The organism is Aquidulcibacter sp., assembly GCF_020253525.1.
GTDB lineage: Bacteria > Pseudomonadota > Alphaproteobacteria > Caulobacterales > Aquidulcibacteraceae > Aquidulcibacter.
Map to the genome: position 1 here is coordinate 1 of NZ_JADCBK010000039.1, position 16,060 is coordinate 16,060.

The following is a 16,060-nucleotide window of genomic DNA, read 5'->3' on the forward strand; positions in this document are numbered from 1 at the left end:
ACACGGTCTTTGTCGGCAATTTCGGTTTCGACCGCTATAATCTCGGTCGCTACCAATCCGCTTATGGTCAACTCGACGGTCAATTGTCGTATGACATTAATGACCGGTTCCAAGTCACGTTGGAGGGCAGCAATCTTCTGGCAGAAGATGCAACCGAATATCTCCAATTTGAAAACCTGCCCTTCCGTTACCTCTCCGGCGTACGGCGGATTTCCCTCGGTGGCCGTCTGAAGTTCGGCAATTAGGGTTTCCACATTGGTCTAAAGGCTCGACACCCGTCCCCGTCAGGTGTTGAGGCTTAGATCATAAAAAGGGGCGGCGTACCGCAAACGCTGCCCCTTTTGCTCTTGTGCCATCGCCTACTTTGGTTTCAAGTTTGGATGGTCAACGGAATTGGGTGGGAAATGGAAGCAAAGGGCCTTCTGCCAAAGTCTATTGTGATTGTCGGCGGCGGTACGGCCGGCTGGATGACTGCAGCGGCCTTGGCGCGCTTTGTTGGCCATAAGGTCAAGATCACCTTGATCGAAAGTTCCGACATTGGCACGGTTGGTGTGGGTGAAGCCACCATTCCGCCGATCCGCAATTTCAACGCGATCTTGGGCCTTGATGAAGCCGAATTCGTCCGCGAGACCAAAGGCACTTATAAGTTAGGGATTGAGTTTTGTGATTGGGTAAAGCCCGGCCACACCTATTTCCATCCCTTTGGGGTTTATGGCCCCAGCTTGAACCAGCCCAATTTCTTCCACCAATGGCTCCGGGCGCGGGCAGGGGGGGCGGTTCCTGATCTTAGTGAGTTTTCGCTCTGCAGCTTGGCCGCCCGCGAGGGTCGGTTTGCGCCACAAGGCCGTGACCCTGCTTCTATCCAAGCGACCTTAACCTCGGCCTTTCACTTTGATGCCGGGCTTTATGCCGCTTATCTCAGCAAGTTTGCGCAAGCACGCGGGGTGCGGCGATTGGATCAGAAGGTGCAATCTGTCCGCCAGTCTGGTGAGACGGGCGCGATCGAAGCGGTGCTTCTTGAAAGCGGTGAAGTGGTAGAAGGTGATTTCTTCGTCGATTGCACGGGCTTTCGTGGCCTTTTGATCGAACAGACTTTGAAGACTGGCTATGAGGATTGGAGCGCTTTCCTCCCGGCTGACCGTGCGCTGGCGGTGCCTACGGCGAAGCAAGGTCCCGCAATTCCCTATACACGTTCCACCGCGCGGCTGGGCGGATGGCAATGGCGCATTCCGCTGCAGCATCGCACCGGCAATGGCTATGTCTATTCCAGCCAGTTCATGTCCGATGAGGCAGCCCACGAAAGCTTGATGGCAAACCTCGATGCGCCAGCTTTGGCTGAAGCCAAGCCTCTGCGATTTGTGACCGGCCGACGCAAGAAGCTGTGGAACAAGAATGTGGTGGCGATTGGTTTGGCGTCGGGCTTTTTAGAGCCCTTGGAATCCACCTCGATCCATCTCATTCAAACCGGTATCACCAAATTACTGGACTTCTTCCCAAGCCAGCATCACCACGACGCAGATGCTGCGACCTATAATCGGCTGGGACGAGAGGAGTATGAGTCTATTCGCGACTTCTTGGTCCTGCACTATATGGCCAATCAACGCATGGGCGAGCCTTTGTGGGATTATTGCCGGAATATGGCTCTGCCCGAGACGTTGGAGGAGCGTTTGGCTTTGTTCCAGCATGGCGGCCGCGTGCCCCCGCGTGCCTTTGATCTGTTTACCGAAACCAGTTGGGTTGCCGTCTTTATGGGCCAGGGCATAGAGCCCACCGGCTATAATCCTTTGGTGGAAGTTCATGAGGGGGCTGCAGGGCGGCAATTTTTAGCCGATGCCCATCGCGCCTTGGCCGATGTCACACGGCAGTTGCCACGGCATGAGGATTTTCTGCGACAAGCCGGCATGATGCCAGCTTAGCCTGATTGGCTAGGAGGCTTTTGGGCTTGATGTGGAATTGCGCACCACAAAGGCATGGTTGATGGCCAAGGCGGCGTTTAACTCTTGGCTTGTCTTATCTGCTGCATGGGCAATCAATCGTTTTGAGGCTTCCGCCGCCATATCGCCGACGGGTTGGCGGACCGTCGTCAAAGTTGGCTGGCTGTAGCGGGAGGCCGGGAAGTCGTCAAAGCCCACAACAGATAAGTCGCGCGGTACCTCTACCCCCAGCTCAGACGCAACATGGATAACGCCCAAGGCCATTTCATCATTGGCGGCAAAAATGGCGGTCGGCGGGTTGGGCAAAGATAACAAGGCCCGGCCACTGGCTTTGCCACCTTCATAGGTATAATCGCTTTGCAACATGGTCGCGGGGTCGAGGGCCAAACCGCTTGCGCGCATCGCATCGGTGTAGCCATCTTGGCGCGCACGACTGGAGGCAAGACCCGGTGTGCCGGCGATAAAGCCAATCCGTTTGTGGCCAAGGCCAATCAGATGCAAAGTAGCTTCATTGGCCCCTGCGCGCTCGTCCATGGTGATCGACAAGCAAGCAACATCGGTTTCGGTTGCACTCAGCCGCGCAAATGGTGTGCCCATGCGAACGAGAATTTCCAAAATCTTTTGGTTGTCGGAAATCGGCGGTGTCAGGATTACGCCGTCTGGATTCAAGGCCGAAAGGGTTGAGGACAAAATGGCCTCAGCATTTTCAGCTTCTGCATTCAAAAGCTCAAACAGCAAGTGATAGCCTGCTTCCCGGCAGGCCATCATGCCACCAAATTGTAATCGCTCCACATAAGGGTTTGAGCGATCAATCTTCCAATGGTCGAGCGTAAGGGCTTCATCCAAAAAGGTCACCAGCGTAAATGACCGCCCGCCAGCAAGACCCCGCGCAGACGTCTTTGGCCGATAGCCCAGTTCGGACACGGCGCGCTTAACCCGCTCTTGCACTTTGGGCCGAACATTGGGTTCGAGGTTCAAGACGCGCGACACTGTCTTGATTGACACCCCGGCATGGGCGGCAACTTCATAAATGGTGGGGGCGCGCCTTTGAGTCATCTGGCTTTCTTCGACTTATCTTCGCCCTAGTGTAAGCCTTGTCGTGACCCGACTGCAATCAGAAGCGCTGTCGATTTATGCACTACCGGCCACCATGGGGGCAAAATAGGCTTTCACCAACATCAGGTCTGACATTTCTTGACCAAGCACCACCAAGCGGTGAACGTGGCTCATCTCAATCCCCAGCTCGGCAAATCGTTTCAAGGGAATGACAAATGACTGGTCATGCTGCGCCACGCTGGAAAGTGCGATGATGCGCTTGGCGTCAGTTAGGCCAGATGCGTCGGCAGGTAAGAGGGAAACCCCCAAGCCTGCAAGATTTTTGGCGATGGCGGTCAAATAGAGGGCATAATCGGCATTGACTTCCCGAGATAGATTGAGGGGTGGGCCCGCGAAGCTCAGGCTTCCTGCGCCGCCCCACTGGATGGCCCAAGCGTTTTCTTGCTGACCATAATCTGCCGGGCGTATGGCCACCTGCCGCGCTAGCGAAGTCGCCCCCCCAAGGAGCCCGGTTTTCTTTAAAGCGTTGGAGCCCGAAAAGTCGCTAAGTTCTGCCGTCCAGTCGCCCTGTGGCACACCCCGATCAAAGAGGGTGAGGGGATCATGCTTTCTGGCTGTGGAATGTTCATGCATTGTCTGCCACGCGACCCGATCCGCCAGACTTAGCCCAAAGCCTAAGGGGAACAGCGGGGGGCGGCTTGGGCTTGGCGCGCACAGGTCGAAGTGATCGCTATGGGCGGGCCATGGGAAGGGCAGACGACCTTGAAAGTCGGCTCGGGCATCCGTTGGACTGGCGACAAGCAGATCGGCCAAGGCCCCGGCTTGGGTGCCAGGTAGAAAGGCGGCGATAAAGGCCTTGCTCCGATTTAAAGCTGGGTTCATCCACAGTGGGCGGCCGGAATAGAGCACCGTCACAACCGGAATGTCTGCAGCGGCCAGCCGATCAATCAGCGCATAGTCGGATGGATCGCCGGGTCGATAGGCGAGGGTATCGCAATCGCCTCGAAACTCCGCATAAGGTTCCTCGCCCAGAACAACAATGGCAACATCGGGCTTTTCGTGCCACTGGCCTGCAGGATCAAAGCTGATCCGCCCGCCTGCAGACTTGACCCTTGCTTGCACCCCTTCCAAGAGGGTTTGGCTGCCCGGGAATAGGCCATGAAAATCACCGCCGCCCTGCCAAGATAAGGTCCAGCCGCCACAGGAAAGGTCTAATGCGTCGGCTCCACGGCCACAGACCAAAATATGCTGGTTTCCGGCAAGCGGCAGAATCTGGTCTTCATGCTTTAAAAGCACAGCTGATTGGCGCACGGCGCGGCGGGCAAGCTCAAGATGTTCTGAGCAGCTGAGCAGGGCAAATTGTCCGGCAAGGGGGCGTGCCGCAGGCCGACCCTTTTTCTTTAAACCCAAGCGGGCCTTAAAGCGCAACATGCGCAAAACGGCATCATCCAACCTTGCATGCAAGCTTGGGTCTGAGGTCACCAGCTCACTCGTTGAGGCCAAAAGCGCCTTCCAGGAATCGGGTGCCATATACATATCAAGGCCCGCGATTAGGGCTTGGGGGGCAAAGCCCGGTGTCGCGCCGGGCAATTGGCCATGCCCATTCCAATCGCCTGCAACCAGGCCATCAAACCCCCAATGTTGCTTCAACAGCTTGGTCAACATGTCGTGGCGGCCATGCATGCCTTGCCCACCCCAGGAGGAGAAGGACGCCATAATGGCCGTCGCACCCGCTTCAATGGCCGCAATATAGGGGGCGGCGTGGTGGCTGATCAGCTCAGATTCTGAGCACTTGGTTTCACCTTGGTCGCGCCCATCCTGTGTGGCCCCGTCACCGAGAAAATGCTTGGCGGCGCAGCCAACCTTATCCATGCCTAAAAATCCGTCGGTGCCGGGCTCGCCTTGCAGGCCAAGGATCATCGCGGCCCCGAGGCGGGACACAAGGTCGGGGTCACACGAAAAAGCCTCATAGGTGCGGCCCCAGCGCAAGTCCTTGGCGACGGCGACCGTGGGCGAAAATGTCCAATCCATGCCCGTGACCGCAATTTCCTTGGCGGTCGCAACACCAATGGCGTGGGCGAGACTGCTGTCGCGGGCTGCCCCCAGATTGATATTGTGCGGGAAGATTGTTGCCCCTGCGATATTGGAATGGCCATGGACTGCATCGGTGCCAAATAGGATTGGTATCGCGTTTGGATCGTCGTCCTCATAAAAAGAGTCGACCAAGTTGAGCCATTCTTGCGCCGAGGCATCAAAGCGCCCGTGCGGGGCTGAATTGCCGCCATTGAGGATGGCCCCAATCTTCAAGGCCTTGGCTTCTTCGGGGCTGATGGCGGCAATATCGGCTTGGATGATTTGCGCCACTTTTTCGGCAAGGCTCATGCCCGCCATTTGCTGCGCAATCTGGGCTTCGATCGCGGGGTCCGATAACAGCTTCTGTCTGGGTTTGGGCCAAGCGGCAAGGTTTAGCGGCCGCTCACCATAATTGGATGAGGGATCTAACGGGGGGTCAACCCAAGCCGGGGAAGTCACATAAGGCATATTTAGCGAACCGAAGAAGCGGGGGCAGGGGTGGCGGGGTCTTGGGCCTCGTCGGCCTCAGGCCGATAGTCGGATGGATAATCCTTCAAACGGTCCCACCAATAGACTTTCAAGAGCCAAGTCGTGGCAGCAGCAATGGCCATCGCAATCCCGAAGGAGGTCCAATTGCGGATCACAAAGAAGATGGGTGCGGCAACCAGACTGGTCTGCCAGATGATGCCCACCACCACATTGAAGGCATCGAGCTTAAACTCCTTATTCGGTTCGACGCCTTCCCCTTTGGCGACAAGTGATTGCTGCACGGGCCCCCAGAAACCCCAGGGCCGCGTCTTCACATAAAACTTCTCCAGCACGGCCATGTCGGTCGCTGGTGTCATCAAGGAGGTGCCAATCACAACAGCCAGACAAATGGCAAAGAAGAAAGGGAAGGATTGAAGTGGGTTGAGATTAAGCTGCGGGATCGCCAGAATGAGCGCGAACAAAATACCCGCTGCCATGCCGCCAAAATAGCCCCAGCCATTCATTCGCCACCAATACCATTTCACGACATTGGCAGCGGTATAGCCGCCATAAAGGCCGGCGGTGATCCAGTTCAAGGCGCTGTCGATACTGTGCAGCAAGAGGCCAAAGGCCGTGCCGATAATCACAAAAATGATTGAGACCGCATAGCTTAGATTGATCAGCGTTTTTTCTGACGCCTCGGGATTGATATATTTGCGGTAAACATCATTGACGATGTAAGCGGGGGCCGCATTCAAGGGTGCTGCAAAGCTCGACATAAAGGCCGCCAGCAGGCCCGCCAAAGTCAGACCCAATAAACCCGTCGGCAGGAATTCTGCCAAGGTGAAGGGCAGAATGGCCTCATAATCGGCGCTCTTACCCATGGCGCGCAACTCATCCTGGAAGTGAACCAAGGCGAGCACCGTAAGGCCTGCAATCATCAAATAGCGGGGCGGGTTCAACACGAGGCTGACAAAGCCACTCATCTTCGCGGCATCGGTTGGCGAGCGCGCGGATAAAACGCGTTGCATATCATAATTGGGCGCAGGCCCTGCGAGCGAGTTCAAAATGCCCTTGAACAACACGAGCATGAAGAAAATGGTGAAGAGCGAATAGCCTTCAGATGCGATCTTCTCATTCGCCGAGGGCAGAAGTTGCGACCAATCCAGATCCAGCTTCCAGTCAAAGAAGGGATTGGTCCAGCCATCGGGGATGGCAGCGGCAATGCTTGCCGCATCCGTATGGGCCATGGCGACCCAGGCAATGGCCAAGCAGGTTATGGTCATGACGGCAAACTGCATCACTTCGGTGAAGACGACCGAATACATGCCGCCCTTGATTACATAAAGCGCGGTCAGAAGGATGATAATCACCCCATAAGCCCGGTCATTAAAGTCGGCCAAAAGGCGGGCTCGTTCGGCCATTTGTTCCGCACTTAAGGAGGCTGCCTTCAAAGCATCTGGCAAGAAGACATGCAGATGCAACAACTCGCTTAAATTAAACGGAATGAATTGCGCGGCGAGCTTGCCAATCCCTAAGAAGCCATAGGCCATATAGGCGAGTACCAAGATCAATGCGAAGAGAACAATGATCAGGTGGCTAAGCCGCGCGGAGCGGTCATCCCCAAAGCGGAAGGTGATCCATTCCGCCCCCGTCATCACGCCAGAACGTCGCAACCAGATCGACAGAAACACCATCAAAAAGACTTGGTTGAAGACGGGCCAAAGCCAAGGGAGCCAGATGCTTTTGAGGCCATAAACAAATAGGATGGACACAAGCCACATCGTGCCGGCCACATCAAACATGCCCGATGCGTTCGACAGGCCCAGAGCATACCAAGGCAAGCGATTGCCGCCCAGAAAATAGCTGCGCAGCCCTGTACTAGCCTGTTTGGAGATCCAGAAGCCGATGAAAATCGTCAGGGCCACATAGGCAAAGACAATGGCGAGATCGAGGGGGGGCAGCTTCATCGGGATCAGGCCTTAGGCAAGAGAAGGGAGTGGGCGCGCTGTTGCGGATTTCATGACCAGGTCGCCCGCAAGCTTTGGCAAAGCCGGATCGTTTCGATCATAGCGCGACCGGTGTGATAGGGGCATTTCCACGGCCCAGCCATCAGGCCCGATTTGCCGCTTTGGTCATCTAGGCGGGCAAGCTCACGCCATTCCCCGCCTTGGGTGTCGATTTGATGGTCTTTGATAAAGTCCCAAACGCCTCGGGCGCTCTTTAGGAAAAGGGGGTTGTGAGTGAGGGTGAAGGCATTGAGGAAGCCGACCAAAGCTTCTGCTTGGATCCACCACACATGCAGGCGAGACACATGACCGTCTGGGCCCAGCTCTTCATAAAGCCCACCAAATTCACTCAAGCCCGTAAGCGCGCCTGCCGCAAGGCCAAGGCAGGTTTCTTTGGCTTCAGCCAAACGGGCAGGTGTGGCGAGGCTAAGCCCCGCCTCATACAAAAGCCAACTGGCCTCAATATCATGCCCATAGGAGCGCACCGCCGATTGGCGCGTCCAGTCCAACTCAAAGAACAGGCCCAAGGTATCTCTGCTTGGCGAGACGACGTGCCGATTAAAAATCTCAAAGGCCATATCCAAGGCAGCGCGCACCGCAGTACCCTTCACATGGTGCGGGTCAAGCTGCTGCAGCGCGTCATGAAGGCCGCTAAAGGCTTCTAAGACATGCAGATGGGTGTTCATGGATTTGGGCGAATTCTGATCGCGCGCGCTCAAGCGTACATCTTCAATCGGCTCAAGATCGGGGCCTAAAGCTTCAATCCAACCGCCATGAACGGGGTCCAAGAAATGGGCTTGGACTTGATCGAAAATGTCCAAAGCCCGTTCGAGCGCGGCAAGATCGTGTCTCGCCCGCGCATAAGCGGCCAACGCATAGATGCCAAAGGCTTGGGCATAGGTTTGTTTGCGCGCGTTCAGCACCGCATGATCGGCAGACACCATCCAAACCAACGTATTGGTATCTGGATCCAAGAAGTGGTCGATGAGAACTTTATAGGCTTGATCGGCCAGTCTTCCGCACGCCTCATGACCCGTGGCCTCATATGCGGCAGAGAAGAACCACAAGAGGCGCGCATTTAAGATGATGGCGCGGGGGGCCTCGGGATAGGCGATGCCATCTTCGCTAATCTCACCCCAAAACCCACCCGTGGGGGCAGGGGCGTGGGTGGCCCACCAGTCACAAATCCGGTCAAGCTCTATTCGCGCTTCACCTTCCAAGGCCGCCAGCGCTGCCCGCGCTTCACGGTCAAGCGACCCCGTCAGGGGAGGGGCAAGTGCATCCAAATCTGTCAACTTAACCCTCCCAGGTCACGGCCATTCATCGGGCTTTGTACATGTTGTGCGACCATAGTTTGCCAAATTGTCAGCGCTGTCAATACGGGTTAGCAGGCGTCCCGCAGCGTGGCTCGTAGGGTGCGTTCCGTAAGGAATGCACCATTTTTGTTCGCGGCAGTCTTGGGTTTGATTGTTCCCACACAGAACGCCTTTGCCGCAGGCTCTGCCCAGGCAAAGGCTCCAGTCGAGTTTGAGCAATAAGAATTGTCGAGCGGGGCAAGCGAAGCGACGCATTGCTGGATTTGAAACCGATTGTACAAAAAGCAGTCCAATAAAGAAGCATTGATGTATCGAGCCAATTGCGGAGCTGAAGATATTGGTCTGCAATTCGCCGCCAACGATAAGGAGAAGATCACGATGATCAAAAGTCAAAGGATCATGGCTGTAGGCCTAATCATACTCGCTCCAGCAGCTGGATGTGGCCAATCATCAGAGCGCTCAAACATCGATAATGGTACAATTGATTATGCAAACACGGTTAATAGCTCAGATAGCGCGATAATTCCGAAATCTGAGTTGGTGGAACATGTAAAGCGCTTTGAAGCGGGTGAAATTGAGTTGGCCTATCCGTTGATGTCAACCTTTCAGGAAATGGGAAATGAGGTTGCGGCCTCTACCTATGCAAGGAGCTTGTCTGTTCAAGAAAATGACCCTCAAATGCTTGCGGATCAGGTCAAAAGATTGAATGCACTTCCAAAAAGTCCTTCTGTCTGCGAAGCAATGCAGTTAAACTTGGAAGTCTGGAGTAAGTGGAAATCTGACGCCCATTTTAATTACAGCCAGGCTAAGGAACAATACGTCAAGAAGTGTCTATGACGGCCATGCCCGTCTGACGCGCTACCGCAATGGCGGGGCCAGCCAGACCATGCTCTATAACGGCATGGATGAGCGGATACAGGTGGTCACCACGCCTGCCATCGGGGCGGCAGATACTCGTGTTTATCTCTATGACCTCGATCAGCGCATCGTGGGTGAATATGGGGCTACAGGCACCGCTGACATCAAGGCTGAATATATCTGGCTGATGCCTGAAGTGGGGGCGACAGGGCCAATTGGTGGCGATGATGGCTTGGGTGGCTATATGCCGCTGGCCACGGCTGTCGGCCAAACAGGGGCGCTCAACTGGCTCCACACCCACCATCACGGCGCGCCGATCCTGACCACCAATGCGGCTGGCACTGTCGTGCCCTATCCCGCCCACGCGGTGCTGGGCTTCCCCGGCCAGTTCGCCAATTCCCAGCAACTGGCGGGCGCACAGCACTATTACAACCGCTACCGCGATTATGACGTCAACACCGGGCGCTACATCCAAGCCGACCCCATTGGGCTCGCCGGGGATGATAATCCTTATGCTTATGCGGGTGGCAATCCGCTGCGCTATGTGGATCCGACGGGGGAATACGCGCAATTCGTAATCGGTGCAGGCGTTGGTCTCGCAACTGAATATTTCACAAATCCTTGTGCCACCGCCAAAGACCTTGTCCTTGCTGCTGCATGGGGTGGAATCGGGGGCGGCTTTGGTAAGTTAGCGCTCTTGCGACATGGCCCTAAAGCGCGAACGCGTGATATCGGACTTGAATGGTCTCACGCCATTCCGAAAGCATCTGTAAAGAAAGCCGGCGCTATATTCGACCCATGGACAAAAGGTGGGTTTAGTAAGTTCATGAATCGGCGGGGCGGTTTTAACGGAAGCTGGGTAACTCCTGAGCGGCACTTTAAGCATGATCCAAGTCGCTGGCCAATAGGTTGGACCGGAATGGGCAATCGATACAGATTACCGTTGCGGCTACTTGATCGCATCCCAGATTGGATGAAGGCCTCTACGGCATCGGGACTTGCTGGAAGCCGATTCAGCGGAGGGCCCGGTTGTGGCTGTCAGTAAGACTAAACTACTCTTGAAGAGAGCCCTCAAATTTCCCGGCGATTTGATTGGCTACTTATGTGGAGAAGGGGATTGGCGTCTCTCAAACACAACAAAAGCGATCATCGAGCACTTTATTGCGAGTCGAAATGACTATGAATCTGCACTGTTAAAGATGCAGCTCGCACAACCATTTTTTCAAGCAAAGTGGAATGGCGGCAGAGTTAACCCTATTTTCTACTATCTTTTCGATGAAAAAACGTCACTCCAGCCTGAAGAATATCACAACGATAGCCTTTTTCAGATTGAAATTTCAGTGGACGGCAAGAAGCAGCGTTCGAATATAATGTTTGTGGACGGTAGGCTCTTTTCCGTGGAATTGCCAAAGCCGCTCAAGCTTTATGAAGGCAAAAGTATCACCTTTGGTGAGGTCAAGCGCGGGAAAACCTCTCAATCCATTACGCGAGCTATTGATAGGCTCGAACACGGTCGTGATGATGACGTCTGATTTAAAGGCTATCGCTTTCTTGAGCCTATGACCATGGAGGCCCACTGGCCACGGCTGTCGGCCAAGCTGGCACACTCAACTGGCTCCACACCCACCATCACGGCGCGCCGATCCTGACGACCAATGCTACTGGCACCGTTATACCTTATCCCGCCCACGCAGTGCTGGGCTTTCCCGGCCAGTTGGCCAACTCCCAGCAGCTTGCGGGTGCACAGCACTATTACAACCGCTACCGCGATTATGATGTCAACACCGGACGCTATATCCAAGCCGACCCGATTGGGCTCGCTGGGGATGATAATCCTTATGCTTATGCGAGAGGAAATCCACTGCGGTATATGGATCCGACCGGGGAGGTCGGTTTGGGTTTGGTCTTCGCTGGGGGTGATCTTGCGTGGCAGCTTTATAAGAATCAAGGGAGAATTAAGTGTGTAAATTGGTTCAGCGTGGGATCAAACTTACTGGGCGGAGGTATTCTAAACGCGGTAGGCAAAGGCGCTTTCCGATTCAAGACAGCCGGAAGTTTCACCTGGGATGCTTCTCGTAAATGGATGAACAAAAATGGGATCCATACCCTGAGAATTGGTCAACATAGGCATCACTGGCTCTTTGAGCGCAATCAAGGGATAGGAAAATACGTGCCTGACTACCTGAAGAATCAGCCTTGGAACATTAATCCAATTTCCTCAGGATTTAACAACTGGCTTTCGAGGCATCCAAGCTTGGCTTGGTTCGGCGCGCCAACATGGGCCGGTGAAATAGTGGGAGGTGGAGCATTAATCTCTGGTGGGATGCTTATGGGTTCAGGAGGAAAAAATGGCTGTTCTTGCAAGTGATCATGTCCACACCGTCATTCTGCTTCTTCTAGACAAGAAGGAAGCGTATCCCTTGAGCACTTTGGCTTTCACGCGGGCACAAGGCTCGCCGCGCAAGATTTCCACCAATTACAGAAATGCCCTTATCGTCGAGCGAGACGGACGTTTTTTCAAGTTTGAGGCTGTGGACATTCTTGGTCCCGTCGGCACATCTCTCGGCCGCAGAGCGTTAAGTTACCTAACCAGTACGTGGCGGATTCAAGTTAAGCTTTCTGCCCAATTGGACTATTCACTGGACGAAGCGAAGAGCATGCTGGTTGGCTGCATGGACTCTCCATTATCAGCGGACAACTTTGATTTTGATAATTCAAATGCACATCAGAAGTTTATCGGATCCATTCGGGCTGCGAAAAGCTTTGACACCCTTTTAACAGACCTCGTGCTTTGTGCACCTGAAAACTCTTTGGATGTGCTGTAGCTTGCTCCCGCGTAGTGGCATGTACAGTCGTGCCCTATCCCGCTCACGCAGTGCTGGGCTTCCCCGGCCAGTTCGCCAACTCCCAGCAGCTCGCGGGCGCACAGCACTATTACAACCGCTACCGCGATTATGACGTCAACACCGGGCGCTACATCCAAGCCGACCCCATTGGGCTGGCGGGCGATGATAATCCTTATGCTTATGCGGGTGGGAATCCGCTGCGGTATGTGGATCCATTCGGGTTGGAAGGGATTAACCTCTTCAATCCTAATGACGCTGCCGCAGGAACTGCAAACAAGCTCGTTGCTGCCCGTGGTGGTCATTTTTATGTGGCCGGCCATGGCTCTCGAGGGCGAATAGTGGACTATCGCAATGGATCTAGGCCAATCGGCTATCGCGTTGCTCATCTTGAAGCCTTTGTTAAAATGCTTCGAGAAGCGGGCCTTAAACAGGGCCAGGTGATTGTGCTCGCCAGCTGCAATATGGACCAAGATGGGGGCCAGTTCGCCCGCATGTTAGCGGCTAGAACCGGAAGTGTAGTGTATGCAACTTCTGATTTTGTGGCATATGGTAGTGACGGCGTGGTTTTCCCCCGTCATGTCAGGTCAGTAGGTGCATATGGCACCGGCGTGTGGACGCCTCATGGCGCTGGAAGCAATAGATTGCCGAACATTCGGGGCGTTAGACTAAATAATTTCGGATTTTTAGGAGTTTGGGCAAATCCTGATTATGCTCCTTCCCAATCGCCGAATAAACCAGACTGGAAGGTACAACCTTGATGACCGAACGGTGTTCAAAACGCCCAGCTTCGCAGTATTTCAGAGGTGTTGGTCGGGAGCTTTCTCTGATCCTTATATCATGTACCATTTTGCTCTTTGCGTGCACGGAAAAGAAGTCACAAGAGGTAGCGCCTAGTAACTCCCTGCAAAGCAATATGGGGTCACTTTTGAGCGACACCGAACTGCCGATAGCTGTTGATCGGTTTCAGAATGGGGAAATTGACTTCGCTTGGCGATTGCAAACCACTTTCAATGCAAACGGCGATGAGGTGACTGCTTCGATCTATGCCCGGAGCCTCGCGATCCAAGAAAATGACCCTGATGCCGTCGCGGTGCAGAACATTGGTCTTTCAAGACTCGAAAAATCTAAAGCAGTTTGTGAAGCAATGAGACTTAATCTGGAAGTTTGGGGACGTTGGAAGGATAACCCAATTCATAAGTACAGTGATGGGGAGCGTCAATACAAGCTTAAATGTCTTTGAGGGTGTAAGGCCCTAATACACATAACTAAATTCTACTTTCTGTGTAAAGTAAATGCATCGATCTTCACCCTCGCCACCGGCGCCAAAGGCCTGCTTCTCATCGCCGACACGTGCTGCAATGAAGGAAAGCCAATGACAATTATCGCCAACATTGAGGAGCGGCTGCTCAGCAATGCGCTCCGCGCTGTAGGGTGCATTCCGACAGGAATGCACCAATTTCGCTCGCTGCGGCCTTGGGTTTGATTATTTCCACTCAGAACGCCTTTGCCGCAGGCTCTGCCCAAGCAAAGGCTTGGTTCGACTTTGGGCGCACAAGATGGAGCGTCAAGCAACGGGCGGCATAAAGCCGTTCTAAGAGATCTGGTTGCTGCCCAGCCTTGACGATCTCGCAGATTGCTTGACCATGGTACATTCCATGGCTGGAACGCACCCTACGGCGCGAAGTGCATCGTGCCCCGCGGCGGCATGCCGCGTCCATCAGCCTACCGACTAGTCGACACAAGTTTAGGCCGTTGACCGCCCACGCCATAGAGATTGACTTTGAGGCTCGACATCGCATTGACGAGCGCGTTGGGCGCATAAACCACAGGACCGACGGGCGCGATATGGGGGAAGCGCTCGAAGATTTTCTCAAACGACAGGCGTAACTGCATCTGCGCAATGCGCGAGCCAAGGCACTTGTGCACGCCATGGCCGAAAGCCAGGTGCTTGTCATAATTATCGCGCATCATGTCAAACCGATCGGGGTCGGGGAAGACCTCGGGATCGCGATTGGCCGCACCATACCACATCACCACTTTTTCATCCTTGGCGATGCGTTGACCATTGAGCTCGGTCTCTTCCAGCGCCGTGCGGCGCATATGTTTGACAGGGGAGACCAGACGCAGCGCTTCTTCGGCCATGCGCGGGATCAGCTTTGGATCATCCAGCACCATCTGTCGCTGGTCACGGAACTCATGCAGGAGTTGAATCGTACCGGTCAGCGAATTGCGGCTGGTGTCATTGCCGGCAAAGATGATCAGAAGCCAAGCCCCGTCGAGATGCTCTTGCGGCAATTCCTCGCCACCAAGGCGAGAGCGGGCAATGGCGGTCAACAAATCTTCGCGGGGCCGTGCGCGCCGGTCGGCCATAACCTCCTCGCCATAGGCGAACATCGCATCGACCATCTTGAAGAAGCGGAACGGGAAGAGGGGCTCCTTCAGGATGGTCTGCCACGGATTGGCCAGATATTGCGAGGCCATTTCCAGATAATGCATCCATTTGACGATCCGTGGCCGGTCGGCCGGATCAACGCCCAGCATTTCACACAAGGTGAAAAGTGGGACTTGTTCGGCAAACATTTTCACGAAATCAACTTCGGCGCCCTTGCGCTCCATCTCGTCCAACAGCCCATCAATATGGGTGCTAACCTTGTCGCGGATTTTCGCGACATAGGCTGGAATGAAGAAGTCCTTTTGTTGGATGCGCGCTTCCATATGCATGGGCGCATCCATATTGATCAAGGAGTTTAGCGCTGCCGGGATCAGCTTCTTGGGCTTCCATTTTTCCCGTGCCTGAATGCCTAAATTGATGCTCCCGCGCTGGGAAGAAAACACCTGCGGGTTCAGCTCAACCGTTTTGATATCCTCATAGCGCGTGACCGACCAGAATCCTGAAATACCGCGATAGCCCGGGCTCCAATGCACCGGGGCGTCATTACGGAGCTGCCGATAGAAAGCCCATGGGTGGCCACTGGTCCAAGAGGCTGGATCGCCCAGCTTAAAGCCGCTGATCAACGGATAGGTTGCCGCATGAATGGGGTCCACCTGTCCAGTATCGATAAGAACATTGTCACTGATCAGCTGCATGGCTTGGTGTTCCCTTAACATGGTGCGACGGTCTGATGCCGGGCTATTCCATATGGCTATATGTCCTCTTCGTCCAACCCGACAAGCCCATAGGCCAGCGCACGGCATCACAGAGCCTTCCACCGGTGCTGCTGGGTTCCCTTTTTGTGGCGGTGCCATGCTGGACGGCGCAGCCGAGTCCCAGACCTTGTGCCGCAAAGTCCCATGGGGTCCCCGCTCTCCACTTCGTTCCGGCGGGGATGACGTGGGTGTAGATGGATTTTTTCTGGACGCGTTTTGGTGCCCATTCTGGTCACCCAACCGCTTGCTCAAGCGTGATCGGGCGATTTGTCGCGTCAAGTCCAGATTTCCTCCGGAAATCTGCCGCGGAGCGGCGCGAAGCGGACTTGACCCGTCAAATCGCCCGTAAACAA

The 16,060-nt window shown here is 54.8% G+C and carries 14 protein-coding genes; 9 read left to right on the plus strand and 5 right to left on the minus strand.

Annotated elements, in window-relative coordinates:
* Positions 1-245, plus strand: a 245-nt coding sequence (locus IOB61_RS05460) for a TonB-dependent receptor (protein ID WP_290813382.1), incomplete at its 5' end; no start/stop codon positions are given.
* 135 nt (positions 246-380) lie between these two features.
* Positions 381-1,916, plus strand: coding sequence for a tryptophan halogenase family protein (locus IOB61_RS05465; RefSeq protein WP_290813383.1), 1,536 nt, complete (start codon positions 381-383; stop codon positions 1,914-1,916).
* A gap of 9 nt (positions 1,917-1,925) precedes the next feature.
* Here the strand turns inward: IOB61_RS05465 and IOB61_RS05470 are convergent, their stop codons facing one another.
* The 4 genes from IOB61_RS05470 to IOB61_RS05485 form a co-directional block, all read right to left on the minus strand.
* Entirely contained in the window at positions 1,926-2,990 is a 1,065-nt protein-coding gene (locus IOB61_RS05470) for a LacI family DNA-binding transcriptional regulator (protein WP_290813384.1), read from the minus strand.
* 75 nt (positions 2,991-3,065) lie between these two features.
* On the minus strand, positions 3,066-5,531 hold the full coding sequence (locus tag IOB61_RS05475) for a glycoside hydrolase family 3 N-terminal domain-containing protein (RefSeq protein ID WP_290813385.1): 2,466 nt from the start codon (positions 5,529-5,531) through the stop codon (positions 3,066-3,068).
* Between the two features lie 2 nt (positions 5,532-5,533).
* A complete protein-coding gene (locus IOB61_RS05480; protein ID WP_290813386.1) occupies positions 5,534-7,501 on the minus strand; it encodes a sodium:solute symporter family protein in 1,968 nt (655 codons plus the stop codon).
* Between the two features lie 50 nt (positions 7,502-7,551).
* Positions 7,552-8,835 (minus strand): AGE family epimerase/isomerase, encoded by a 1,284-nt coding sequence (locus IOB61_RS05485; RefSeq protein ID WP_290813387.1) that lies wholly within the window; start codon positions 8,833-8,835, stop codon positions 7,552-7,554.
* Between the two features lie 327 nt (positions 8,836-9,162).
* Between IOB61_RS05485 and IOB61_RS05490 the strand changes: the two genes are divergently transcribed.
* From IOB61_RS05490 to IOB61_RS05520, 7 genes are all read left to right on the plus strand, one after another.
* Positions 9,163-9,693: a hypothetical protein gene (locus tag IOB61_RS05490; protein ID WP_290813388.1), complete on the plus strand. Its 531-nt coding sequence runs from the start codon at positions 9,163-9,165 to the stop codon at positions 9,691-9,693.
* Positions 9,694-9,742: 49 nt separating this feature from the next.
* Positions 9,743-10,759, plus strand: a complete 1,017-nt coding sequence (locus tag IOB61_RS05495; RefSeq protein WP_290813389.1) for an RHS repeat-associated core domain-containing protein — start codon at positions 9,743-9,745, stop codon at positions 10,757-10,759.
* Positions 10,746-11,246, plus strand: a complete 501-nt coding sequence (locus IOB61_RS05500; RefSeq protein ID WP_290813390.1) for a hypothetical protein — start codon at positions 10,746-10,748, stop codon at positions 11,244-11,246. Before IOB61_RS05495 ends, IOB61_RS05500 begins: the two co-directional genes overlap by 14 nt.
* A gap of 161 nt (positions 11,247-11,407) precedes the next feature.
* Positions 11,408-12,082 carry an RHS repeat-associated core domain-containing protein gene (locus IOB61_RS05505; RefSeq protein ID WP_290813391.1) on the plus strand — a complete coding sequence of 225 codons (675 nt, stop codon included), beginning with the start codon at positions 11,408-11,410 and terminating at the stop codon, positions 12,080-12,082.
* Positions 12,063-12,539: a hypothetical protein gene (locus tag IOB61_RS05510; RefSeq protein ID WP_290813393.1), complete on the plus strand. Its 477-nt coding sequence runs from the start codon at positions 12,063-12,065 to the stop codon at positions 12,537-12,539. The genes IOB61_RS05505 and IOB61_RS05510 overlap by 20 nt, the downstream gene beginning before the upstream one ends.
* A 29-nt stretch (positions 12,540-12,568) precedes the next feature.
* Positions 12,569-13,318 carry an RHS repeat-associated core domain-containing protein gene (locus IOB61_RS05515; protein ID WP_290813395.1) on the plus strand — a complete coding sequence of 250 codons (750 nt, stop codon included), beginning with the start codon at positions 12,569-12,571 and terminating at the stop codon, positions 13,316-13,318.
* Positions 13,319-13,485: 167 nt separating this feature from the next.
* Complete coding sequence (locus IOB61_RS05520) at positions 13,486-13,800, plus strand: hypothetical protein (protein ID WP_290813397.1); 315 nt, start codon at positions 13,486-13,488, stop codon at positions 13,798-13,800.
* 482 nt (positions 13,801-14,282) lie between these two features.
* Here IOB61_RS05520 and IOB61_RS05525 read toward each other — a convergent pair whose 3' ends face one another.
* Positions 14,283-15,647: a cytochrome P450 gene (locus IOB61_RS05525; RefSeq protein WP_290813399.1), complete on the minus strand. Its 1,365-nt coding sequence runs from the start codon at positions 15,645-15,647 to the stop codon at positions 14,283-14,285.
* Positions 15,648-16,060 lie beyond the last annotated feature (413 nt).